Origin of the sequence: Hymenobacter caeli (assembly GCF_013294115.1) — a bacterium.
GTDB lineage: Bacteria > Bacteroidota > Bacteroidia > Cytophagales > Hymenobacteraceae > Hymenobacter > Hymenobacter caeli.
Genome location: NZ_JABSNP010000004.1, coordinates 72770 through 96393, shown reverse-complemented (window position 1 = coordinate 96393; position 23624 = coordinate 72770). Strand labels below are relative to the sequence as shown.

The 23624-nt window shown below is 67.6% G+C and carries 21 protein-coding genes and 1 tRNA gene; 9 read left to right on the top strand and 13 right to left on the bottom strand.

Annotation, left to right across the window (positions count from 1 at the left end; genetic code table 11):
* Positions 1-69: 69 nt before the first annotated feature.
* Positions 70-837, bottom strand: coding sequence for an orotidine-5'-phosphate decarboxylase (gene pyrF, locus HNP98_RS05695; protein ID WP_173809080.1), 768 nt, complete (start codon positions 835-837; stop codon positions 70-72).
* 815 nt (positions 838-1652) lie between these two features.
* A complete protein-coding gene (locus HNP98_RS05685) occupies positions 1653-3920 on the bottom strand; it encodes a T9SS type A sorting domain-containing protein (RefSeq protein ID WP_173809079.1) in 2268 nt (755 codons plus the stop codon).
* A 387-nt stretch (positions 3921-4307) separates the two neighbouring features.
* On the opposite strand from HNP98_RS05685, the gene HNP98_RS05680 reads away from it, so the two are divergent.
* On the top strand, positions 4308-5675 hold the full coding sequence (locus HNP98_RS05680) for a sigma-54-dependent transcriptional regulator (protein WP_173809078.1): 1368 nt from the start codon (positions 4308-4310) through the stop codon (positions 5673-5675).
* Between the two features lie 442 nt (positions 5676-6117).
* Here the strand turns inward: HNP98_RS05680 and HNP98_RS05675 are convergent, their stop codons facing one another.
* Positions 6118-6504: a T9SS type A sorting domain-containing protein gene (locus HNP98_RS05675; RefSeq protein WP_173809077.1), complete on the bottom strand. Its 387-nt coding sequence runs from the start codon at positions 6502-6504 to the stop codon at positions 6118-6120.
* Between the two features lie 189 nt (positions 6505-6693).
* Between HNP98_RS05675 and HNP98_RS05670 the strand changes: the two genes are divergently transcribed.
* The 3 genes from HNP98_RS05670 to HNP98_RS05660 all read left to right on the top strand — a co-directional run bounded on the left by HNP98_RS05670 (position 6694) and on the right by HNP98_RS05660 (position 9833).
* On the top strand, positions 6694-7815 hold the full coding sequence (locus tag HNP98_RS05670) for an NAD(P)/FAD-dependent oxidoreductase (protein ID WP_173809076.1): 1122 nt from the start codon (positions 6694-6696) through the stop codon (positions 7813-7815).
* A gap of 75 nt (positions 7816-7890) precedes the next feature.
* The gene (locus HNP98_RS05665) at positions 7891-9069 is read left to right on the top strand and encodes a type III polyketide synthase (protein WP_173809075.1); all 1179 of its coding nucleotides are present in this window, start codon (positions 7891-7893) and stop codon (positions 9067-9069) included.
* Between the two features lie 59 nt (positions 9070-9128).
* Entirely contained in the window at positions 9129-9833 is a 705-nt protein-coding gene (locus HNP98_RS05660) for a methyltransferase domain-containing protein (protein WP_173809074.1), read from the top strand.
* Positions 9834-9866: 33 nt separating this feature from the next.
* Here the strand turns inward: HNP98_RS05660 and HNP98_RS05655 are convergent, their stop codons facing one another.
* From HNP98_RS05655 to HNP98_RS05635, 5 genes are all read right to left on the bottom strand, one after another.
* On the bottom strand, positions 9867-10292 hold the full coding sequence (locus tag HNP98_RS05655) for an energy transducer TonB (protein ID WP_173809073.1): 426 nt from the start codon (positions 10290-10292) through the stop codon (positions 9867-9869).
* A 92-nt stretch (positions 10293-10384) separates the two neighbouring features.
* Entirely contained in the window at positions 10385-11287 is a 903-nt protein-coding gene (locus HNP98_RS05650) for a histone deacetylase family protein (RefSeq protein WP_173809072.1), read from the bottom strand.
* 205 nt (positions 11288-11492) lie between these two features.
* Positions 11493-12542 carry a cellulase family glycosylhydrolase gene (locus HNP98_RS05645; protein WP_173809071.1) on the bottom strand — a complete coding sequence of 350 codons (1050 nt, stop codon included), beginning with the start codon at positions 12540-12542 and terminating at the stop codon, positions 11493-11495.
* 60 nt (positions 12543-12602) lie between these two features.
* Positions 12603-13082: a BLUF domain-containing protein gene (locus tag HNP98_RS05640; protein ID WP_173809070.1), complete on the bottom strand. Its 480-nt coding sequence runs from the start codon at positions 13080-13082 to the stop codon at positions 12603-12605.
* A gap of 171 nt (positions 13083-13253) precedes the next feature.
* Positions 13254-13328: transfer RNA gene (locus HNP98_RS05635), tRNA-Val, on the bottom strand.
* Positions 13329-13537: 209 nt separating this feature from the next.
* Between HNP98_RS05635 and HNP98_RS05630 the strand changes: the two genes are divergently transcribed.
* Both HNP98_RS05630 and HNP98_RS05625 read left to right on the top strand, forming a co-directional pair.
* Positions 13538-14221, top strand: coding sequence for an outer membrane beta-barrel protein (locus HNP98_RS05630; protein ID WP_173809069.1), 684 nt, complete (start codon positions 13538-13540; stop codon positions 14219-14221).
* Positions 14222-14248: 27 nt separating this feature from the next.
* Positions 14249-14749, top strand: coding sequence for a DUF6992 family protein (locus tag HNP98_RS05625; protein ID WP_173809068.1), 501 nt, complete (start codon positions 14249-14251; stop codon positions 14747-14749).
* A 67-nt stretch (positions 14750-14816) separates the two neighbouring features.
* On the opposite strand, the gene HNP98_RS05620 is transcribed toward HNP98_RS05625, so the two are convergent.
* The 3 genes from HNP98_RS05620 to HNP98_RS05610 form a co-directional block, all read right to left on the bottom strand.
* The gene (locus HNP98_RS05620; RefSeq protein ID WP_173809067.1) at positions 14817-15395 is read right to left on the bottom strand and encodes a type 1 glutamine amidotransferase domain-containing protein; all 579 of its coding nucleotides are present in this window, start codon (positions 15393-15395) and stop codon (positions 14817-14819) included.
* A 570-nt stretch (positions 15396-15965) separates the two neighbouring features.
* Positions 15966-18389 (bottom strand): mechanosensitive ion channel family protein, encoded by a 2424-nt coding sequence (locus HNP98_RS05615; RefSeq protein WP_173809066.1) that lies wholly within the window; start codon positions 18387-18389, stop codon positions 15966-15968.
* A 64-nt stretch (positions 18390-18453) separates the two neighbouring features.
* Complete coding sequence (locus tag HNP98_RS05610) at positions 18454-18978, bottom strand: acyl-CoA thioesterase (protein WP_173809065.1); 525 nt, start codon at positions 18976-18978, stop codon at positions 18454-18456.
* 102 nt (positions 18979-19080) lie between these two features.
* On the opposite strand from HNP98_RS05610, the gene HNP98_RS05605 reads away from it, so the two are divergent.
* The 3 genes from HNP98_RS05605 to HNP98_RS05595 all read left to right on the top strand — a co-directional run bounded on the left by HNP98_RS05605 (position 19081) and on the right by HNP98_RS05595 (position 22049).
* Complete coding sequence (locus HNP98_RS05605) at positions 19081-21102, top strand: FAD-dependent oxidoreductase (protein WP_173809064.1); 2022 nt, start codon at positions 19081-19083, stop codon at positions 21100-21102.
* A 23-nt stretch (positions 21103-21125) separates the two neighbouring features.
* Positions 21126-21509 carry a hypothetical protein gene (locus HNP98_RS05600; RefSeq protein ID WP_173809063.1) on the top strand — a complete coding sequence of 128 codons (384 nt, stop codon included), beginning with the start codon at positions 21126-21128 and terminating at the stop codon, positions 21507-21509.
* Between the two features lie 123 nt (positions 21510-21632).
* A complete protein-coding gene (locus HNP98_RS05595; RefSeq protein WP_173809062.1) occupies positions 21633-22049 on the top strand; it encodes a hypothetical protein in 417 nt (138 codons plus the stop codon).
* An 11-nt stretch (positions 22050-22060) separates the two neighbouring features.
* Here HNP98_RS05595 and HNP98_RS05590 read toward each other — a convergent pair whose 3' ends face one another.
* Positions 22061-22564 (bottom strand): hypothetical protein, encoded by a 504-nt coding sequence (locus HNP98_RS05590; RefSeq protein WP_173809061.1) that lies wholly within the window; start codon positions 22562-22564, stop codon positions 22061-22063.
* A 255-nt stretch (positions 22565-22819) separates the two neighbouring features.
* Entirely contained in the window at positions 22820-23614 is a 795-nt protein-coding gene (locus HNP98_RS05585; RefSeq protein WP_173809060.1) for an SDR family oxidoreductase, read from the bottom strand.
* Positions 23615-23624 lie beyond the last annotated feature (10 nt).

Below are 23624 nucleotides of genomic sequence, written 5' to 3'. Positions count from 1 at the left end.
ACCCCTCTCTTTTGGAGAGGGGCCGGGGGTGAGGTTCCCCGGTGCAATGCATTTGTAGAAAAGCTTCGATCAAGCCTTTATCACACGAAATTCATTAATCTGGTCACGCAGCTCCTGCGCCGCCTTGCCGGCATTGGCCGCTTGCCAGATGCTGCGCGATGCGTTGATGAGCACGCCGCTGCCGTCTTTGCGCAGGCCGGCCTTGAGCGTGGCGGCCAGGTCGCCGCCCTGGGCCCCGATGCCGGGCACCAGGAACCACTGCCGCGGGCAGGCGGCCCGTACGCGGGCCATGGCCATGGGCTCGGTGGCGCCCACCACGAGGCCGATGATGGCCTCGGGCAGCTCCTCGTCGAGCTGCCGGGCCACCTGGGCGGCCAAGTCGCTGAGGTGGCCGCCGTGGGCCAGGGCCTGGTCTTGCAGGTTGTGGGCGGGCTTGTTGGAGGTTTTGGCCAGCGAAAACACCAACTTGCCGGGCCGGGCGAAGGGCCGGATGGCGTCGTCGCCCATGTAGGGGTTCACGGTCACGCCGTGGGCCCCCACCACGTCGTAGGCGAAGCGGGCATAGTGGTCGGCGGTGTTGGCAATGTCGCCAAACTTACCGTCCAGAATCACCGGAATATCGGCTGGAATGCCCTGGATGGTGCTTTTTAGCAGCGCCACACCGTCTTCCCGGCTCAGAAAAAAAGCCAGATTTGGCTTGAAAGCCGCCGCGTAGGCGTGGGTTTCGGCCACTACCTCGCGCAAGCGGGCGGCCGCTTGGGCATCGTCGCCCACGGGGTCGAGGCCCACGCAGAGCAGTGAATTGACGGCTTGAACGCGGGTAATCAGTTGTTGCACAAAAGCGAATAAGGAGTGAGTGGCCCCAAAAGTAAAGCCGCCCGGCTTGCACCGGGCGGCTCGCTTCAGCGGGTCAACTAGATAACGTTCTCGCGGTTGATGAGGAACGGCACGCAGTCGCGGATGCCCGTCTGGCCGAGGATGAACTGGGCCACGCGGGCCATGCCCACGCCGGCACCCGAGTGCTGCTGCACTTCGTTCTGCTCGTGGAAACCCAGGTACCAATCGAAGTCTTCGAGTCGGTGCTCAGGTCACGGTTGCCGGTGGGGGCCGAGGCGATGGTAGCGGCGGCTACTTTTGGGGCAAGCGTGTTGGCATCCATAAAATGAGAAACGAGGGGAGCGGCAGGAGCCTATTTTAATTAAAAGTGGAGCCGCACGGGCATAAAAAAACCGTTTCGGAAAACCGAAACGGTAGCGGAGTAAAAACCAGAAAAAACGCCAAAATCAACGACCGGTTGGCCCTCGCACCGAACGGCTTGTGGCAGCGTTTCGCACTTCGTCAGGTGATGATTGGGGCGAATCATGGGGCAAAATTACGACAGTTTTGTGCCCCGCAACGGTTTCGTAACGTTAAATTTTTTTCCGCCCAAGAATTCAGGTTTTTTTAAGCCTTGAAATCGGGCGGGTTAATTACACCCACCCCGATTTTTTCCGAATAGCGGCGGCCCATAATTTTTTGTCGGCCGCCGGCCGGTTGCGCCCCCGGGCCCGGGCACCGTAGCTTTGGCTCTTTATTTCGCCCGGGGGGCCCAACGCACGGGGCCCGGCCGACTGACTGTCGGCCGGGCCCCGTGGCATTTGCGGCGGGGGCGGCTACTGGGCCACCACCAGGCGCTGGGCAGCCACTTGGTGGCCGGCCCCGTCGCGCACCACCACGTGGTAGAGGCCGCCGGGCAGCGTGGGCAGCGTGAGGGCCGCGCCAGCTTCGGTGGGCAGGGGCAGCTGGCGCACCAGCTGGCCCAGCTCGGAGTAAATAATGGCCGTACCGCCCGCGGTGGCGGCGTCGCAGCGCAGCGAAACGGCGGCCGAAGCCGGCGCGGGGTTGGGGTACACTTGCAGGCTGCCAGCGGCTTGGGCCAGGGCCCCGGCCGCGAGGGCCACCACCGGCGAGTACGCCGTGGTGCCGTCGATGTCCACCTGGCGCAGGCGGTAGTAGAGCACCGATGCGGTCAGCGACGCGGCGCTGGCGTCGGCGTACTGGTAGCGGATGGGGGCGGTGCTGGTGCCGGCGGCGGCGACCTGCCCCACGGCCTGGAATTCGCCGGTGGTGCCGGCGCGGCGCTCCACCACAAACAAGCTGCTGTTGTGTTCCGAAGCGGTGGCCCAGTTCAGGTCGGCTCCGGTGGCGGTGCGGTGGCCGGCAAAGGCCGTGAGCACCACTGGCAGGGGCAGAATGATGGTGGGCAACCCGCTGCCGCGGTTGTCGGCGAAGGCGTTGTAAATCGACAGGTTGCTGGACAGGGCCAGCCCGGAGGCGGCCGTGAGCTGCACAGAAGCAAAGGACTGAGTGGTATTGAAGGAGATTTCCTGGCGGCCGTTGGGCAGCAGGTCGAGGCTCAGCAGCGAGGCCCCCGACGCGCTTTCGAGCAGCTTACCGTTTTTGTCGTAGGTCGACACCGTCATCTTGGCCAGGGAGCTGGCGTCGAGCAGGCCGCTGCCCATGCCCACCACCATGCCGGCGCGGCTGCCCGCGGCCCCGGCGGGGTTGGTACCGGTGGGGTCGGGGTTGTTGAGGTTGAGGCGCAGGGCGGTGTCGGTGTTCAGGCCTACCGTTTGGCCGATCATGGCCGGGGAAGTGGTGCCGCTGTTGGCCGCGTTTTGCGGGTTGGTCACGCCGCAGTTGCTCGTCGAGCCGTCGCCGTTAATGGTCACCGTGCCGCAGGCGTTCAACGGCACGGCCGTGATGGCGTCGCCGCCCGTGAACACCTGGTACTGGCCGGCCGGGCTGGCAAATTTCGACAGCACGTTGGTGGTGGCCGTGAAGGCCGCGGGCTCCACCCCAAACCCGTAGTACAGCTGCAAGTTGTCGAGCACGCTCAGGAGCGAGGCCCGGCTGATGGTTACCTGGTTAAAAGGTTTCGTCGAGGGAAAGCTGATTTCCTGCTTGCCGTCGGGCAGCAGCTTCAGCTCCAGCACGCCCACCCCGGTGAAGGAATCGCCGGTGGGCACGCCGTTCAGCGACGTGCTCAGGCGCAGCCCCGACAGGGCGCTGGCGTCGAGCAGGCCCGCGCCGCCCACCACAAAGCCGGCGTAGTAGCCCGCCGGCACCTGGGTGCCGCCGGCCAGGTTCACGCGCAGCGTGGACGGGCACGACACGCCGACCAGGCTGTTGAACTGGGCGTAGTCCGTGGGGCTGTTGCTCACGGCGTTTTGCGGGTTGGTGACGCCCGTGTTCACGCACACGCTCAGGCCGTCGGTGCCGGTGCCGGCCGTGCTGTAATAAGGCGTCAGGTCGGTGGTGCCGGCCGGAAATTCCGACACGAGGCCCTTGGCGGTGGGCCGCGTCAGCGACGACACGGAGTAAGCGTAGTACAGGCGCAAGTCGCTGCCCACGCCGGCCCCCGTGATGGCCACCTGCACCTGGTCGAACGCCTTGCTGGCGATGAACTCCAGCGCGCTGGGGTTGGTCTGGGTGAGGGCCGCGGCCAGTACGCTGGCCGACACCACTTGCGCTTCTTGCTGGGTGCCGCCCAGGTAGGTGGTGATGATGACGCCGCCGGCCAGGTTCAGGCTGGTAACGCCAAGCACGGCTTTCACGGGGGCCAGCAGCACCCCGGCGCGGTCGCCGGGCTGCCCCGCGCCGCTCAGGCCGAGGCGCAGGAAAGGATTCGTTACCAGGCCGTTCACCAGCGTGGCGTAGTTGCTCAGGTCGGCGTCGGCCGCGTTGTTCGCGTTCACTACCGACGACGTGGACAGCAGGCCCAGCACGTTGTTTAGCGGCAAGGACGAATTGCTCTGCCCCACAACATTGTTAGAATAAAAAGCGCTGGCCCACGCATGCGTCGCGGAGGCAAGCAGCAGCACCAGTACGCACACCAGCCGTTGGCGAGTAAAAGCGGACGTTGAATTGGAATAGTACATGATTGGCCGAGAAAGTAGAGATGCGACGATAAATTCTGGTATGGTTGATACCACGCTTTACAATCAGTCGTCCATTTCCTCAAAAAACCTATAAGTTATTGATAATCACATAATAAATAATTAATGCTTCTAGGATATCGCTAAAATTAAAACCGATTTGGGATTTTTATTCCTAAATTGGGAAAGGGTTCATTAAAAACAATTGAAATTATTTTTATTAACGCAATCCAAAGGGTTAATTTTGGCGTAGGTAAGTCTTTTTAGCAAATTTTAACCTAAATCTCATGAAATTCTAAAGTATAATTATTTCAATAATATTCCTCATTTTTTCTATTTGCCCGACGCGGGCTATGCGACGTCGGCTTACGCTTTATTTCCTCCGCTTATATGGAAGCACCTCTTCCTTTAAACATATTTATCGTAGAAGACAACGAATGGTACGGCGAGCTGCTGCTGCACCAGCTGGGGCGCAACCCCGACCACCACGTGCGGCGCTTCGGCACGGCCCGCGAGTGCCTGGAGCAAATGGCCAAGGAGACGCCCGATGTCGTCACCCTCGACTACTCCCTGCCCGACAGCGACGGGGAGCACACCCTGCGCCAGCTGCGCGAACGGGCCCCGCAGGCCGCCGTCGTCGTCATTTCGGGGCAGGAAGACGTGGCCACGGCCGTGGCCCTGCTGCGCCAGGGGGCCTACGACTACCTCGTGAAGGACGCCTCCACCGGCGAGCGGCTGTGGAGCCTGCTGGGCAAGGTGCGCCAGCAGGTGCGCCTGCGCCGCGAAAACGAGCAGCTGCGCCTGCAGCTCGACGCCCGCGACCTCGGCAACAGCGCCCCCATTCTGGGCGCGCACCCCACCATGCTGCGCCTGCAAGAGTTGATTGGCAAAGCGGCCCGCACCACCATCACGGTGAGCGTGAGCGGCGAAACCGGCACCGGCAAGGAGCTGGTGGCCCAGGCCATCCACGCCCGCTCGGAGCGGGCGGGCCGGCCGTTCGTGGCCGTGAACATGGCCGCCATTCCGCGCGAATTGCTGGAGAGCGAGCTGTTCGGGCACGAAAAAGGGGCCTTCACCGGGGCCGTGACGCGGCGCGTGGGCCGGTTTGAGGAAGCCGACGGCGGCACGCTGTTCCTCGACGAGGTGGCCGACCTGGAGCTGGGCCTGCAAGCCAAGCTGCTGCGGGTGCTGCAAGAGCGCGAGCTGGTGCGGGTGGGCGGCCGCCAGCGCGTGGCCTTCGACGTGCGCCTGGTGGTGGCCACCCACCACGATTTGCTGACCGAGGTGCGGGCCGGGCGCTTCCGCGAAGACCTGTACTACCGCCTGCTGGGCCTGCCCATCACGCTACCGCCGCTGCGCGAGCGCGGCACCGACGTGCTGCTGCTCGCCGAAGCCTTCGTGCAGACCTTTTGCCAGCGCAACAACCTGCCCGCGCGCCACCTCGGCGAAGACGCCCAGCAGCGCCTGCTGGCCCACCCGTTTCCCGGCAACGTGCGCGAGCTGAAGGCCGTGGTGGAGCTGGGGGCCGTGCTGGCCGAAGGCGACCTGATTCGCAGCCCCGACTTGTCGCTGCGCTCGCCGGCCGCGGCGGCCGGGGCGGCGGCCCAGTCGCTCACCCTGCGCGAGCAAGCCAACCGCCTGGTGCAGGAATGCCTCGACGAGCTGGGCGGCGACGTGCTGGCCACCGCCGACCGCCTGGGCGTGGGCAAGTCCACCATCTACCGCATGATCAAGCACCACCACGTGCAGGTACGCTGAGCCTTCGCCGCCGCGCATGGCCAGTCCGTAGCTCGCCTCGCCGTCGTTGGGCGAGTTGCGGCGCACCGTAGTGCAAGTATTCGCGGGCCTGGCCCACAAATTTCGATTCCTTAACAAGCAAGGCCCGAATGTTATACGCCGCCCAAACAACTTAACCGCGGCCCCCGCAGTTGTACTTGCAATCCAAACTGGCCCCGTGGCGGGGCCGGTTGCTTATTTGAACATTTATTCATCTCCAGCTATGTTACCCCTCCTTCTTGGCCTATTGGGCGCTGCTGCCCTGGTTGCCCGCCGCGCTGCCCGCGCCCCCCGCCCCGAGCTGGTGCCCGTGCCGGTGCGCAACTCGTAGCGCTGCGGTTGCTACCCACAAAAAAAGCAGCCCGGGGGCTGCTTTTTTATTGTTTGGTTCGATACAAAACCCGGCCGCCTGGTCGTTGAGCCGCTAGTGAATGACCAATTTGCACATTTGGTTGGCGCCGCTGCCTTCCAGCTTCACGTAGTACAGGCCGTTGGCGAAACGGCTCAAATCAAGCACTTTGGTTACCCGGTCGTTGAGGTCGGTCATCGTTTCGCGGTATATCACCGAGCCGATGACGTTCAGCACTTGCAGCTCGACGCGGCGGCCTTCCTGGCCGTTGATGGTGAGGTGCACGATACCGGTGCTGGGGTTGGGGTACACCACCAGCGTTTTGTCGTCGGTGCTGGGGCGCGCCTGCACGATGGCGGTGCGCACGGCCGCGCCGGGCACCACCGGCCGGGCCAGGCCGCTGGCCAAGCTGCCGGTAGCCAAGGCGATGAAGAAGGAAAGGGTAAGTAGGCGTGGCATCATATAAGGATTCAGGGTAGCAAACCGGCCCGGCGCATGTGAAGCAGCGGCGAGCCGATTGGATTAACGGTGGGAATTGATTTTAGTTGACAAAGATAATCTAAAACACCTATGTTGTTGACGAAAAAGCTATTATTACCGACGGAATCTAACCTTTTCACGGTTGGTCAACACTTTTTACCGACGAGCTAAGTGGACGTTCTCATCATCGGCGGGGGCCTGGCCGGGCTGGCGGCGGCCCTCGACCTGGCCGGGCGCGGCCACGCGGTGGCCGTGGCCGAGCGCCGCCCCTACCCCTTCCACCGGGTGTGCGGCGAGTACGTGAGCAACGAGGTGCGGCCCTACCTGGCCCGCCTCGGGGCCGACCCCGCCCCGCTGGGCCCGGCCGCCATTGGCCGGTTCGAGCTGTCGTCGCCGGCCGGGCGCGTGCTGCGCAGCCCCCTGGACCTGGGCGGCTTCGGGGTGAGCCGCTACGCGCTGGACGAGTTTTTGTACCGCCGGGCCCTGGCCGCGGGCGTGCAGTTTTACCTGCCCGCCACGGTGGCCGGCGTGGCCTTCGACGCGGCCGCCGGCCGCCACGCGGTGGCCCTGGCCGACGGCCGCACGCTGGCCCCGCGCGTGGTGCTGGGGGCCTACGGCAAACGCGCCAACCTGGACCGCCAGCTGGCGCGGCCGTTTTTTCGGCAGCGCTCGCCCTACCTCGGGGTGAAGTACCACCTGCGCCTGCCGGGCCACGCCCGCGACGTGATTGCCCTGCACAACTTCCGCGACGGCTACGCGGGCATTTCGGCCATCGAGGGCGACAAGCTGTGCTTCTGCTACCTCACCACGCGCCAGAACCTGAAGGCCCACGGCGGCACCGTGGCGGCGATGGAGGCGGCCGTGCTGCACCGCAACCCGCACCTGCGGGCCATTTTCCACGAGGCCGAGTTTTTGTACCCGCAGCCGGAGGTCATCAACGAAATTTCCTTCGCCCCGAAGCAGCCCGTGGAGCAGCACGTGCTGATGTGCGGCGACGCGGCCGGGCTCATCACGCCCCTGTGCGGCAACGGCATGGCCATGGCCCTGCACGGGGCGGCGCTGGCCAGCGCCGCCGCCCACGATTTTTTGGCCGAAAAAACCGGCCGCGCCGGGATGGAAACGGCCTACGCCGGGGCCTGGCAGGCGCAGTTCGGGGCCCGGCTGCGGGTGGGCCGGGCGGTGCAGGGCTTGTTTGGCGGGCCGGTGCTGAGCGAGGCCGCGGTGGGGGCCCTGCGCCACTGGCCGGGGGCCGTGCGGGCCCTGATGCGGCGCACCCACGGCGCGGCATTTTAGGCCATATTCTGCTAAAGGGCCCCGGCCAAAATCTTTTCCCCCCGCGCACGTCGTATTTTGCGTAAACTGCGCCCAATGACTAGCTATTTAGGGGCCATCGGCACCGCCAACCCGCCGCACTGCATCGCCCAGCAGCACATCGCCGACTTTATGGCCCGGGCCCTCCAGTTTGGCGACGCCGAGGCGCGCCGGCTGCGGGCCCTGTACCGGGTGTCGGGCATTGCGCAGCGCTACTCGGTGCTGCCCGACTACGGCCGGCCCGACGGGGAGTACACGTTTTTTCCGAACACGCCCGGCCTGGAGCCCTTCCCCAGCGTGGGCCAGCGCATGGCCGTGTACCGCCGCGAGGCCCTGCCCCTGGCCCTGGCCGCGGTGGCCGACTGCCGCCGCCAGGTGCCGGGCGTGGGCCTGGCCAGCATCACCCACCTCATCACGGTGAGCTGCACGGGCATGTACGCGCCGGGGCTCGACATTGAGCTGGTGCAGGCCCTGGGCCTGCCCGCCGCCGTGCGACGCACCTGCGTGAACTTCATGGGCTGTTACGCCGCCGTGAACGCCCTGAAGCTGGCCGACGACGCCTGCCGCGCCGACCCCGCCGCCCGCGTGCTGGTGGTGAGCGTGGAGCTGTGCACGCTGCACTTCCAGAAGAGCGCCGAGGACGACCACCTCGTCAGCAACGCCCTGTTTGGCGACGGCGCGGCGGCCTGCTTGGTGCAGGCCGGGCCGCTGCCCGACGGGGCCCCCAGCCTAGCGCTGGCGGCGTTCCACTGCGGGTTGGAGCCCGACGGCCACGCCGACATGGCCTGGCACATCAACGACTTCGGGTTTGAGATGACGCTGAGCAGCTACGTGCCCAAGCTGATTCAGCGCGGCATCGGGCGGCTCACGGAGCAGCTGCTGGCGACGCTGCCGGTGGAGCGGGCCGACATCCACCACTTCGCCATTCACCCCGGCGGGCGTAAAATCCTGGAAACCATCGAGCAGGCCCTGGACTTGACGCCCGACGACAACCGCTTTGCCTACCGCGTGCTGCGCGACTACGGCAACATGTCGTCGGCCACGGTGCTGTTTGTGCTGCGCGACGTGCTGGCCGCCGCCACCCCCGCCGACCACGGGGCCCCGGTGCTCAGCTTCGCCTTCGGCCCGGGCCTGACGCTGGAAGCCATGCTGCTGGAAATTGCCGTGAGCACCGAACGGCCCGCGGCGGCCAAGCGGCACCGGGAAACCCTGCTCCTGGAAGATGCCGCCACGTAGCCCCGCCCACCGCGCCCCGGCCAGCCGTTGGCCGGCCCCACCCGCTGACGCCCGCCCGCATGCTGGCTGAACGCGCGCCGGGCCCCGAGCTGATGGACGACCTGACGCTGGCCTCGGACGAGTTGCGCCGCAACCTCGACGAGCTGGCCGTCATCAACACCTGGCTGGGCGGCTACCGCCCGGTGCTGGACGCGCTGGCCCGGCTGCGGCCCCGCTACCCCGCCGGCCGGGCCCTGCGCGTGGCCGACCTGGGCAGCGGCGGCGGCGACACGCTGCGCCACGTGGCCCGCTGGGCCCGCAAAAACGGCGTAGCGGTGGAACTGACGGGCATCGACGCTAATGCTTTCATGCTGGACTACGCCCGCGCCAAAAGCGCCGACTACCCGGAAATCAGCTACCGGCAATTCGATATTTTTTCGGCCGAATTTCAGGCCCAGCCCTACGACGTGCTGACGTGCAGCCTGTTCTGCCACCACTTCGGCGACGACGAGCTGGTGGGCCTGCTGCGGCAGTGGGCCCGGCAGGCGCGGGTGGCGGTGGTCGTCAACGACCTGCACCGGCACTGGCTGGCCTACGGCAGCATCTGGGCCCTGACGCGGCTGCTGGGCGGCTCGTACCTGGTGCGGCACGACGCGCCGCTGTCGGTGGCCCGCGCCTTCCGCCGCGCCGATTGGGTGCGGCTGCTGGCCCGGGCCGGCCTCACGAAGTACGAGCTGCGCTGGCGCTGGGCGTTTCGGTGGCAGCTGGTTATTTGGCCAAGCTGAGGGCCCCGGCGGCCCGTAAAGGGGCTTTTGCCCTTACCGGAAAGTAATTGGCACAGTGAAAATGACCGACACCGGCCGCCCGTTTTGTCGACCCGGCTCGAAGCGCGGTAGCTGGTGGATGGCCGTCAGCACGGCTTCGCTGCAACTCGCGCCCAGTCCTTTAATGATTTTGGCATCGCGCACCACCCCGCTAGGCCCCACGATGAACGAGGCGAATACCCGGCCGCTGCAACCGCCCGTGGGCACCACCCGCGCCTGAATGGCCGCCACGATGGCTGCCGAGCCGCCCCCACCCGGCACGTGCGGCATCTGCTCGACGTAGGTGTACACCTTGGCCGAATCGGGCGTGTGCACGACCTGGTAAGCATTCGGCATGGTTTGGGCCGCGGCGGCGCCGGTAGCGGCCAGGAAAACGCTGGCGGCCAGCGCCAATCGGCGCGATGAGCGGGAAAGAGTCATGCCGCAAGGTACACGACGAGCGGCACAGCGGGCTACTTGCGTAGCCGCCGAGCCGCCGGGGCCCTGACTGGCCCGTTTCCCGGGGCCCATTTTCAACCCCACAGCGCCGCCGCCGCCCGAAACGTGTTGGCGTGGGCTTCCACGATGTCGGCGATGCGGGCGGAGTAACCGCCGCCCATGCCCACGGCCACGGGTAGGCCCCGGGCGTGGCAGAGGCCGAGCACCAGCTCGTCGCGCCGGCGGCAGCCGTCGCGGCTCAGGGCCAGGTGGCCGAGCTTGTCGGTGGCCAGCACGTCGACGCCGGCCAGGTAGAACACGAAATCGGGGCGCACTTCGGCCAGCAGGCGGGGCAGGGTTTCGGCCAGCAGGGCGAGGTACTCGGCGTCGGCGGTGCCGTCGGGCAGGGGCAGGTCGAGGTCGGAGGCTTCCTTGCGGGCGGGGTAGTTACGGGCCCCGTGCATTGAGAACGTGAACACGCGGGGCTCGCCCTGGAAGATGGCGGCCGTGCCGTTGCCCTGGTGCACGTCCAAATCCACTATCAACACCTGCTTGGCCAGCCCGTGGGCCAGCAGCCAGGCCGCGCCCGCCGCCTGGTCGTTGAGCAGGCAAAAGCCTTCGCCCCGGGCGCGGAAGGCGTGGTGGGTGCCACCGGCGATGTTCAGGGCCACGCCGTGGGCCAGGGCCCGGCGGGCGCACTCAATGGTGCCGCCCAGGATGGTGACTTCGCGCGCGAATAGCTCCGGCGACCACGGGAAGCCGGTGGCCCGCTCTTCCGGCCGCGTGAGCTGGCCGCGGCGCAGGCGCTCGTAGTAGCCGGCGTCGTGCACCCGCAGGATGTCGGCGTCGGGCGGGGGCACGGGCACGAAGAAATCGGCGGGCGTGGCCGTGCCTTCGTGCAGCAGCTGCTGGGGCAGCAGCTCGTACTTCAGCATGGGGAAGCGGTGGGCGGCCGGCAGCGGGTGGGCGTAGCACGGGGCAAAGGCAATGGAGAGCATTGGTTTTTAGTGGTCGGGCTTCCGTTCGTCATCACCAACAACTGACAACTGGTTTTCTTTTGCACAACTGCCCAGCGCTTATTTAAACAAGTACTTGTCGTTCCAACAAAGGAGGAATTCAAGAACGGTCTTTCACTGGTTTTACCCAGATTCCTCCTTCGTCGGAATAGCAAGTACCTGTTCGGCTAGGCTCTTAATATCCCACTTAGTGAGCCGCTTCGAAGCTGAGGCTGCCCAGCACGGGGCCGGCGTCGTTCACCGTCAGGCGCAGGGTGTGGGGGCCGGCGGGCAGCCCCAGGGGGCCCGGGGCGGCGGGCCGCAGGGGCCAGTCGGTGGCGGGCACGTTGCCCGATAATTCAAAGGTCCCGAGCGGGGCCCCGTCGAGCGTCAGGGCGAGGCGAACGGGGCGGGGCGTGGGGTTGGCGGCGCGCAGGCGCACCGCGTAGAGTCCCGGTTTGGCAATGCTCACCGCGTAGCTCAGCCACTCGCCGGCGGCGGTGTGGTTCACCACGAAGCCGGGGCCGGCGGGGTTGGCGCTGAGGTCCACGCCGTCGTTGCGACAGGCCCCGCCGGCGTTGGGGTCGGGGGCTTGCAGGCCCTCGGTTTTTTCGGCGTAGATATCGAAGTACGCCTGGCCGTTGCGGCCCAGGTCGTAGTCGGCGGCGGGCACGGTGCCGGGAACAACGAGGGCGGCGTGCAGGTCCAGCACCACGTACATATTCCGCGCCGCGCACCACTGGATTACGTCGTCGAGCAGGGCAAAGCCGGGGGCCTGGTCGGGGCTCGTGAACAGCTCGTTGCGGTCGTAGTAGCCGGCCAGGGCCTGCACGTAGGCGGCCACGTTGCCGGTGGCCAGGGCCTGGTTGCGGGCGTGGCGCTGGGCGGACGTCAGCAGCAGGTCGTAGTGAAACGGCACCCGCACGCAGTTAAAGCCCTGGTCGGCCAGAAAGTTGATGTCGGCCTGCGTGACGTAGCTGGCCCGGTAATCGGCGTAGAACTGCTCGACGGCGGCCTCGGGCAGGGTGCGCAGCAGCGCCCGCTTGATGCGGCCCTGCGAGCCCAGCGAGTCGGTGCGCAGCATGTAGCTTTCCTGGAGCAGCCAGCCGCCCACGTTCACGCCGCGCAGGCGCACCGCGCGGCCGGCCGCGTCCACTATTTGGGGGCCCTGGGCGTGCAGCGGCGGCAAAGCCGGGGCCTGGGCAAAAGCCGGGGCCCCGGGCAGCGCGAAAAGCAGGGCGGCGAGTAGGTGCTTCATGGGTTCAAACCTACGCCAAGCGCCGGCCCGCACCAGCCGGGGCCGGCTGGCCGGGCACCGTTACTCCAGGAAGTGGGGCCACACGGGGTACTCGTCCAGCACTGCCTGCATGCGCTGCCGCAGCTCGGGGCTCATGGTTTGGGCGCGGGGCAGCGAAGCAGCGCCCCACTGCCCGCGGAGGTAGTCGGTGAGGCGGTCGAGGTCGGGCGGCACCACGGCCACGAAGCCCATGGCCCACTCGGGGAACAAGCGCTCGGCCACGGGCCCGTCGGCCAGCACCCGAACCCGCACGTTGCGCGTGTCGAGCCGGATGTTCGACACCAGGCCGCGGAGCACGTCCTCGGGGCCCTCCAGGATTTGCAGGAACGCGCCGGCGCTGTTTTCGCCGGCCCCGTCGCTGTAAAACAGCAGGCCGGTGACGTGGTGGGCGTGGTTGTAGGCCCGCGCCTTGCGCAGCAGCAGTTGCAACGCTTCCACCGTCAGGGGCCCCGTGGCGTCGCTGACGTAAACGAACTGGTGAAGTTTGGCAGGGGCGGGCATCGGGCAGGCAGGGGCAGCAAAGGGGCAGAATACGCTAGACGGCCAGCCGGGGCCCGGGGTTGCAACCGCTGGCCCGGGCCAAGGTTACGCCCCGGGCCCCGCCAACGGCAACCCGCCGGCGAGAAATGATGCAAAAAAAAGCCTCCCCGCGCGGGCGGGGAGGCTTCTTTGTGAGGCGTATTGGGCTCGAACCAACGACCTCCACCGTGTCAGGGTGGCGCTCTGAACCAACTGAGCTAACACCCCGGGTCGTGCCCGCCGCCGGGGGCGGTGGGCGGGGCAAAGGTAGCACGGGCCGCCCCGATTTGGCGGCGGGCCGCCTTTTTTTTGGGCGTGGGGCGCGGCGGCGGGCAACTTTCCCCACGCGGTGAAGTATAGGGCAGCACCGGTACCCGATGCCGGGGCCCCGGGGCTGGGGCCGCTTTTACTTTATTGTTTTCTTCCCTTTTTATTTTATGAAAAACCTTCTCCTCACCCTCTTACTAACTTCCGCGACGGCCCCCGCGGCCATGGCCCAGGCCCGGGCCGGCGGCAACCTTAGCTCGAAAGATTACACCGGCGGCGCGGTCACCGACTCGCGCAACACCGGCTTCGGCGTCAAGGGCGGCTACAACTTGTCGAGCATCTACGGCTCGGGCAAGGACCTGTTCAAACCCGACGCCCTCAGCGCTTTCCACGGCGGGGTGTACGGCCAGTTCGGGTTCAACCAGTTCTCGTCGGTGCAAATCGAGCTGCTGTACTCGCGCAAGGGCTACCTCACGCACTACCCCGCCTTCGGCCAGCAGACCACCCACCTCGACTACCTCCAGCTGCCCGTCCTGTACGTGGGCAACTTCACCAAAAACCTGAGCTTTCACGTGGGCCCGCAGGTGGCCCTGCTCACCCAAACCAAGGTGGCCGGCCAAGACTACGCCATTGCCGCCGGCGGCTTCAACAGCCTCGACTACGGCGCGGTGGCCGGCCTGGAAGCCCGCATCGGCCCCGCCCGCCTGGGCGTGCGCTACGACCTGGGCCTGGGCAACGTGTACAAGGACGGCGTGTCGGTGAAGTACAACGGGACCACCGTGGCCGACCTCGCCAGCAGCAACATCCACAACCAGACCTTCCAGGTGTACCTGGGCCTGGGCTTCACCCAGTAAGCCGCCCCCCGGCCCGGTGCCCGCCCCATGCCCACCCTCGACCCCGTTGCCCTGCACCACGCCCGCGAGCTTTTTGAAGGGCGCGGCTTGGCGGTGCTCGCCGCCTGGGTGCTCGGCAACGTGCTGGGGAGCGGCTACTACGTGAGCGAAACCGACCGGCGCACGCCCGCCCACCACTTCCATCTCATGAACGTGTGCTGGGGCCTGGTGAACGCGGGCATTGCCGCCTGGGGCGTGCTCAACCTGTACCGGGCCGTGCCCGCCGGCCTGGCCCTGGCCACCGAGGCCGCCGCGCACCACCACGACGAGCGGCTGTTTCTCTTCAACGCCGGGCTCGACGTGCTCTACGTGGCCACCGGCTTCTGGCTGGCCCGCCGCGCCGCCGCGCCCGGCGCGGGCCACCCCGCCCGCCTGGCCGGCTTCGGCCGCTCGCTGAAGTGGCAAGGCGGCTTCCTGCTGGCGTTCGATTTGGCGATGTGGGCCGGGCTTTTTGCCTCGGCCGGGCCCCTGCGGGCCGCCGGCGTGTAGCTGGTTTTATTACGCAGAAAAGCCCGCTACTGCATAGTAGCGGGCTTTTCTAATGCGTGACAACAGCTTAGTTGTGGCCGCCGTGCTGGGGCTCCAGCATCTCTTCCACAATTTTCTTGTTGAAGGCGGGCAGGTCGCCGGGCTTGCGGCTGGTGATGAGGCCGTGGTCGGTTACCACTTCCGAGTCTTCCCAGTGGGCCCCGGCGTTTTTGAGGTCGGTGTGCAGGCTGGGCCAGCTGGTCATTTTCTTGCCGCGCACCACATCGGCCTCAATCAGCGTCCAGGGGCCGTGGCAGATGGCGGCCACCACCTTGCCCGAGCCGGCAAACTCGCGCACGAAGCTCACCACGTCCTTGTCGAGGCGCAGCAGGTCGGGGTTCATCTGGCCGCCGGGCAGCACCAGGGCGTCGTAGTCGGCCGGCTTCACGTCGCCGATGACTTTATCGACGCTCACCTTGTCGCCCCAGTCGTTGTTGGGGCCGTCCCAGCCCTTGATGGAGCCGCTTTTGAGGGAGATGACGTGCGTGGTGGCGCCCTCGCCTTCGAGGTATTTTTTGGGCTCGGTCAGCTCAACCTGCTCGAAACCGTCGGTGGCAATGATGGCAATTTTCTTGCCCTTGAGCTTATCGCTGCTGAAGATGGACATGGGTGGGGAATGGTAAAAGGAAAGGGCCGGGGATAGTCCCGGCCCTTTCTTTTACGCCCGCGGGGGCTTTGGGTTTCTCTTATAAATCAGCAGGCTTCAACCCCGTTTTCTTGGCAATGCGGCCCAGCATCACCGGCCCAATCTCGTCGCCGTCGTGAAAAGCAAACGCATAATCGTCCCAATCGGGCCGGGCCAAGGTGCGGGGCGAACCCGATTGCCGCTTCTGCTCCTAGCCAATCCGCAGCAGGGCGGCCAGCACCAGCCGGGCCTTCGTTGCGCCGAACTAATTCACGCAGCAACGGAGAATACGCCCGCTAAATCGGGCACTTTCTCGCCCAACTCCAAGCGCTCAGCGATTACGCGCAGGGCTAGGGCCTGCACGTTGCACGTTAGCAATGGCATGTGCCCGCGTGGGCCCATAAGACAGGGCCCCGGCTATTTCCACTACCTCGGCCAGCCAGCGGCCGCCTACCTCACATTTGGTTTCAATGATCATGGTAATTGCTGCGCTAAGTATTAGAATTTACGCGGTTATCAGACGATACGCTTCCGGTTTGCATTTAAGCTGCTTTAACTCAGCTGCAAGCCCTTATTTGTAAAGCGGCGGTAGATGCCGGCCAGGATTTCGCTTTTGGTGAGCTCCTGCTGGCGGATGTTGGTGATCCAGAAGAGCACTTTCACCTCGTACACCTGGCCGTTGATGCTATTGAGCAGGATTTCGGGGGCCAGCGTGTGCATGGTGTAGGGGCTGGCCTTGATTTCTTCCTGGATTTGCTCGCGGGCGGTTTGCAGGGCCACTTGCAGGTCGGTTTCCTGCGCGGCGTTGGGGGTAATTTTCAGGGTCAGGTCCACGCGGATGTGGTCGTTGGTGCGCGTCCAGTTGATGACGTGGCTGGAGAGCAGGTCGCCGTTGGGCACGATAATTTCGGAGCCCGTGACGGAAGTGAGCTTGCTGGAGCGGATGCCGATGTCCTGCACCCGGCCCGCCTTGCCGGCCACCTCGATGAAGTCGCCCACGTGAAACGGCCGCTCGAAGATGAGGATGATGCCCGAGACCAGGTTGTTGACGATGCTTTGCAGGCCCAGGCCGATGCCCACGCTGAGGGCCCCGAACACGATGGCGATTTTGCTGAGCGGCAGGCCCGTGGCGGCCGTGGCCAGCGCGAAGCCCACGATGACCAGCAGCAGCCGCAGCGCCACCAGCCACGAGCCGCGCTGCCGGGTGTCGGCGCTGTCGTCCTCGCTGTCCACCTCCCCAAAAAAGTAGCCCACGTAGCGCTGCAACAGGGCCGAAATGTACAGAATCAGGAAGAACATCAGGATGTTGCCGACCGTGAACTCGGTGCTGCCCAGCAGGCGCGGGGCCGTCAGGAAGTGCGCAAAGGCGTTGTAGAGCACCGCGTACAGGTTCAGGTTGGACGTGAACACCAGCAGCCACAGGGCCCCGGCCACCACCGTGAGCAGGCGCAGCAGCTGGGGCCCGATTTTGTCGTAGTCGAAGTGCGCCGCCCCGCCGGTCGTGACCCGGCTGGCGATGATTTGGAGGTGGAACGCCTCGGTGAACAGCCCGATGAACACGGCCAGCCCGATGCCCTGCGTGAGCCCAAAAATGGCCGTCGTGCTGAACATCTTGGCCAGGCTCAGCCGCCCCAGCACGTTGCACCCCGCTGCCAGCGCGTTCAGGGCCATGAACACGCCCGCGATGGGCACCACGAACTGCGGCAGCCCCGCCGCCTTGCGGATGCGCAGCAGCAGCAGGGCCCCGATGCCCACGGCCGCCACGTTGAGCAGCAGCAGGCCCCAGCGCGCCATTAATCCCGAGGTCGCGTTGGCGTTGACGACGGCCAGCACCACGAAAAACGCCACCAGCCCCAGCCAGTACCAAAACGCCACCCGGGGCCAGCTGCGGGCAAACACCGCCGTGAGGGCCCCCAGCAGCAGCACTTGCAGCAGGGCCAGGTACACGGGCGGCGGGTGCAGCTCCAGGGCCGGGGCCAGGCTGAACGTCACGACCAGCGCGGCCGCCACGGGCCCCGGCCGCAGGTAGCGGAAGGGCTGCGCCACGGCCAGCGCCTGCCGCTGCACCCGGCGGTAGTTGAACGCCACCCACCCGTAGAACACGGCCCCGATGAGCACCATGTAGGCCCAGTTGTCCCAGTTGTTGGCGAAGTAGAAGTCGATGATTTCCCGCCGGTACGTGGCCGCGCGGCGGGCGCTGGTGTCGGCCGGGGCCGCCGGGGCGGCCCGCGCCGCCCACAGCGGCGGGTAGGCCGCCTTGATGGTGGCGCGCCCGAAGCGGCGCAGCTGGTCGCCCACCTTGTCCTGCAGCTCCAGCGTCTGGATGTAGTTGGCCGACACCTGGGTTTGCAGCTGCTTCACGCGCTGCAAGCGCTTGGCCAGCAGCCCGCCAATGCGCTGCTGCCGGACTTGCAGCGCCGAATCGGCCCGCTCCAGGGCCAGCGTGGCGGCATCGGCGGGGCGCGGGGCGCGGGCCGCCGGGCCGGCCAGGGTCCCCAGGCGCTTTTGCATGGCCGCCAGCTGCTTGCCGGCCACGCCCAGGGCCGCCCGCCACTCGGCCAGCTGGTCCTGGATGTTGGTCAGCATCAGCTGGCACATTTGCAGCTGCTTGAGGTCGACCACCTGCCCGGGCTCGGCGAGGCTGTGCTCGATGGCTTTCAGGTTTTCGCTCAGGTCGGGCAACTCGTCGGCCACGTCGCGGGTGTCGTACACGTTGCGCACCTGCCCCGAAATGCCGCTCAGCGTGGTGTAGCCCACCTCCAGCCGGTGCGACTCGTCGAGCGCCACCGTGTCGGACGGGGCCGCCGCCGGCGCGGCCACCGGGGCCACCGCGAGGGCAACCGCCGCCCTGGGCGCGGCGGGCTGGGCCGCGGCACCGAAGGAAGCCAGCAGCGCCAGCAGGGCCCCCGCCCCGACAACCTTTCGTGGGCACCGGCCCGATAAACCACTTATAATCAAACTAATTAGAAGAAACATAATGGGAAGGAACAATAATAAATAAGAACCGGAAATGTACGCCCAATTGGCCCGGGCGGGGCCCTCACTCGGGGCTGCCGGCGGCGCGGCGCTGCTTCTTGAGTTCCTGGCGCACGGTTTTCACCCGCTCGTCGAAGCCGTCGGGATCGTAGTCGATGGCCTCCACGTCGAGCTGGTCGAGCAGGTCCATCAGGGCGTTGGAGTGGTCGGTGCGGGTGCCGGCGGGGGTGGTCACGAAGGCCATTTCCGACCACAGCAGGGCCAGCAGGCGCAGGCCGTCGGCCGCGCGCATCTGCATTTCCAGCACCAGGTTAGAGTTGTCGTAGTGAATGATTTGGCTGCGAATGCGCACCTGCGCGCCCTGCCGCGCCGGCCGCAGGTAGCTGAGGTGGTGCTTGGTGATGACCCAGGCGGCCTGTTGCTCGCGGGCCAGCTCGCCCATGTTCAGCTGGTAGTGGGCGGCGGCGTGGTCTTCGCGGGCGTTGAGGAAGTAGTCGAGGTAGCGGGCGTTGTTGAGGTGGCCCAGCATGTCGCAGTCCTGGAAGTGGACGCGGTGGCTGGATTCGGGGGTTTGCACAAGGTCGGACATGGCGCAAAGGTACCAGGGCCGCCCGGCAGGGCCCAAACTGCTCGGCACGCCTACTACTTTGCCAGAATTGGCGTACCTTTTCCTGCCCAACATTCCCGCCCCATGTTCCAGCTCACCCCCGCCCGCGCCGCCACGCTCCGCGCCGTGGCCGACACGTTTCTGCCGCCCGCGCCCGGCCTGCCGTCGGGGGCCGAAGGCGTGGACCTGGAGCAGTTCGCGGCCGCCATCCGGGCCCAGCCCGCCGGGGCCCAGGCCGAGTTTGGGCAGCTGCTCGACCTGATGGCCAGGCCCGCGCTGGGCCTCACGTGGCTGGGGCCCCTGCGGCCGTTTGCGCAGCTCAGCGCCGCCCAGCGCGAGCAGCTGCTGCAAAGCTGGGCCGCCTCGCGGCTGCCGCCGCTGCGCAAGGGGTTTCAGGCGCTGCGCAAGCTGTGCCTGTTTTTGTACTACGGCGGCAGCCGCCCCGGCCGCCCCGCCGCCTGGGCCGCCCTGGGCTACCCCGGCCCCGCCGACGCCCCCGCCGACGCCCCCCGGCCCCTGGAAACCCTGCGGCCCCGCGTGGACACGACCTACGACTGCGACGTGCTGGTGGTGGGCTCCGGGGCGGGCGGGGGCGTGGTGGCCGGCGAGCTGGCCGCCGCCGGCTTCGACGTGCTGGTGCTGGAAAAAGGCCCTTACTACCACGGGCGCGACTTCACGCAGCGCGAAGCCGACATGATGGGGGCCCTCTACGACGCCCGCGGCACCCTGGGCACCCAGGACGGCGGCATCGGCATCCTGGCCGGGGCCTGCCTGGGCGGCGGCACCACCGTGAACTGGGCCGGGGCCTTCCGCACCCCCGATTATATCCTGGAAGAATGGGCCCGCGAGCACAACGCCCCGCACTTCCTCGGCCCCGACTTCCAAAGCAGCCTCGCCGCCGTGAGCGGGGCCCTGGGCGTGAACACCGACTACGCCCGCCACAACGGCCAGAACCAGGCCCTGTGGGACGGCTCGCAGCGCCTGGGCCAGGACGTAAAATTGATTCCGCGCAACGAGCGGGGCGTGGACGGCTCCGACGGCCACTTCCGGGCGCTGGGCTACTCCTCGCTCGGCGATGGGCACGGCCACAAGCAGGGCACCCTGACCACCTACCTGCCCCTGGCCGCCCGCCACGGGGCCCGCCTGCTGGCCGATGCCCGGGTGGAGCGCGTCACCCGGGCCCAGGGCCGCGCCGCCGGGGCCGAGGCCGTGTACGCCCCCGCCGACGGGCCCGCCGTGCGCGTGCGGGTGCGGGCCCGCTGCGTGGTGGTGGCCGCCGGGGCCATCCAGACGCCGGCCCTGCTGCTGCGCTCGGGCCTGCGCCACCCGCACCTGGGCCGCCACCTGCACCTGCACCCCACGGTGGTGGTGGGGGCCCGCTACCCCTGGCCCATGCACTCGTGGCACGGCCCCAGCATGAGCGTGGTGAACGATACCTACACCCGCCTGCACGGCACCAACTTCGGGGCGAAGCTCGAAACGCCCCCCACCCACCCCGGCCTGCTGAGCACCGTGCTGCCCTGGCAAAGCGGGGCCCAGCACCGCGCCCTGATGGCCGGGGCCGACCACCTGGGCTCGTTCATCGTCCTCACCCGCGACCGGGACGGCGGCCGCGTGCGCGTGGACAAGCACGGGGCCCCGCTGATTGACTACGCCCTGTCGGACTTCGACCGGGGCAATATGCTGGCCGGGGTGGCGGCGGCGGCCGAAATCCACGCCGCCGCCGGGGCCCGCACCATCTACCTGCCCCACGGCACGCTGCCCACGTTGCACGCCGAAAACGGGGCCCTGCGCCACCCCGAGCGGCTGGCCCGGCTACCGGCCCTGGGCTGGCGGCCCAACCAGTTCGGCCTCTACAGCGCCCACCAGATGAGCACCGCCCGCATGGGCGGCGACGCCGCCACCCACCCCGTGCGCGTGACCGGCGAAACCGTGGAGCTGCCCGGCCTGTACGTGGCCGACGGCGCGGCCTTCCCGGCGTGCTCGGGCGTGAACCCCATGCTCACCATCATGGCCCTGGCCCACCACACGGCCCAGGGCCTCAAGGCCAGCCTGGGGCCCCAAGCGGACCGGCTCGGCACCGCCGCGCGGCGGGTGGTAGCTTAGGGCCAGCATTCTACGCCCCACCGATGACGAACCGCCCGCCCTGGCCCTACCTGCCGTTGCTGCCGCTGCTGGTGCTGCTGCTGTTTGGCAACTGCGGCGGCGGGGTGCGCGGCCTCCTCAGCGCCACGGATGCTGAGCACCGCCTGCGGCTGCGCGCCATTTTGGTGCAGGAGCGCACCAACCGGTCCGCGGCCCGGCGCCAGCGCACGGGCAAGAATCGCCACCTCGCCAACAGCCGCGTTGATTCCGTCAAAGCGGTCCGCCTCGACAGCTTTTTCCGCCACGACTACGGCGGCTACCTAAGGGACAAATACCAGCACCGCCGCCGCAAGTTGGAGCGCCAGGCGCTGCGCGTCAATAACCGGGCGCTGATTCCCGCCATCCGCATCCCCCTCGACACCCGCTGAAACTGCGGCCCCAACGGCCCGGGGGCCCGGTAGCCAGGGGGCCCCAAAACCGGTTTTTTGGGTGGGCAGCGTCCTCAGGAGTGGTTTTTGCGTAACCATGCGGGTATTGCTATTTTCCCGCTTATGCATTCTGCTCGTCTTTCCACCTTAGTACTGGCCCTGGGCCTGACGGCTTCGGGCTGCTCCATCTTCCACAAGCGCGCCAAAGCCCCGGCCCCGGTGACGGAAGCGGCCCCCGCGCCGGCTCCCGTGGCCCCCACGCCCGTGGCCGCCGCCCGCGACCTGGCCGATGCCATGACCACGGTCCTCAAACTCACCCCCGACCAGACCGACCGCATTCGCGGCGTGCTCAGGGGCACCGTGGAGCAGGTGAACGCCGCCCGCCAGCAGCACCCCGCCCAATCGCCCGAGCTGGCCGCCGCCCTCAAGCGCATCAACATCTCTTCCCAGGCCGAGCTACAGAAGATTATGGGCCCGGCCAAGTACAGCGAATTCAAAACCAAGCAAGCCCAGGTGCAGGCCGAAATGGCCCGGCCGTAGCGGCGCTCAAGCTAAAGTGTTCCCGCGTTTTTCTGCCCATTTCGCTCCTGGCGCTGGTACTCGCCCGCCGGTAGCCACAGGCCGTCGTAGCCGTGCACCTGCCGGGTGGCGCGGCCGGGCCGGGGGTCGAGGGTAAAGTACAGGGTGCCTTGGTTGCGCCGCAGCCGCACCGTGGCCGGGTCCAGGGCCCGGATGCGCAGGGTGTCGGGGTTGAAGCCTTGCAGGGAAAACCGGCCATCCGCCGCCGCCCGCCGCTGCACCGTCCAGGCCGTCGAATCGGCTGGGCCCGCGGTGCTGAGGTAATACCGGCGCTGGTAGCGCCGCAGCTTCGTGCGGGGGCCCAGGGCAGCCAGGGTGTCTTGCTCCTGCCAGCGCAGCCGAGCGGAATCGGCCCCGACGGCCTGCACCTGGTAACCCACGCCGCTGGGGCCCTGCCCTTGGTCGGCGCGCGGCGAGAGGCCCATCGAATCGAGCTGCCGCGCCGTAACCAGCAGGCTAAAAGCACGCTGGCTCACCAATAGCCGGTGGCTAACGGATAAGTGAAGCGCGGTATCATTGGCCGCGGCGTACTGCCCCTGCCACCGGGCGGGAAATTCGTGCAAGTCCGGCGCGTTGGCCGGGAAAGGCCGGGCAAAATCCACTTCCGCTTCCGGCGCACCGCAGCCGGTTAACAAGCCGCTCAGGGCCAGGACCCAACCGCAAACCGATGCACGAGTAATTACCATACGGCTTCATACCCAACGGCTTCAAACGTAACCCGGCCGGGGCCCTCAGCGCACCCGGGCCCGGGGTAGCAGCCGCGCAAACAGGCCCGGCACCCAGCGCTTGAGCAGCACGCCGTAGGTTTCGCGGCCGCCGATGTTGGCCTCGCGCACGCCCCGGGCCAGGGCCCGCACCGCCCGGCGGGCAAACTCCGCGGGGGCCAGGCCGCCGGCCGTGGCCGCGTCCATGGTGCCCAGCGGCTGGCCGTCGCCGGCCAGCGCGTTCACCGACACGTTGGTGTGGATGAAGCCCGGGCAGAGAATGGTGATGCCCACGCCGGTGCCCGCCAGCTCGGCCCGCAGCGAATCGAAGAAGCCGTGCAGCGCGTGCTTCGAGGCCGCGTAGGCGCTGCGGTAGGGCGTGCCGAACTTGCCCACCAGGCTGCTGATGGCCACCACGCGCCCGCTGCCCTGGGCCAGCAGCCGCGGCAGCACGGCCTTCGTGAGGCCCACCGTGCCGAAGTAGTTCACCTCCATCAGGCGGCGGTCCACGGCCGGGGCGGTGTCCAGGGCCAGGGCCCGCTGGCTGATACCGCCGGCGTTAATCAGCAGGTCGAGGCGGCCGTAGCGGGCCCACACCGCCGCCACGGCGGCGGCGAACTGGTCGGGCTGGCTGACGTCGAGCGGCAGCACCAGGGCCTCGGCCGGGGCGCAGGCGGCCTGCACGCGGCCCAGCGCGTCGGCGTTGCGGGCCGAGAGCACCAGCCGGGCCCCGTGCCGGGCCAGCTCCCGCGCCAGCGCCTCGCCGATACCGGAGGAAGCGCCCGTTATCCAAACCACCTGGTTGTTAAAGCTCGTCATCATGAATCCGCGC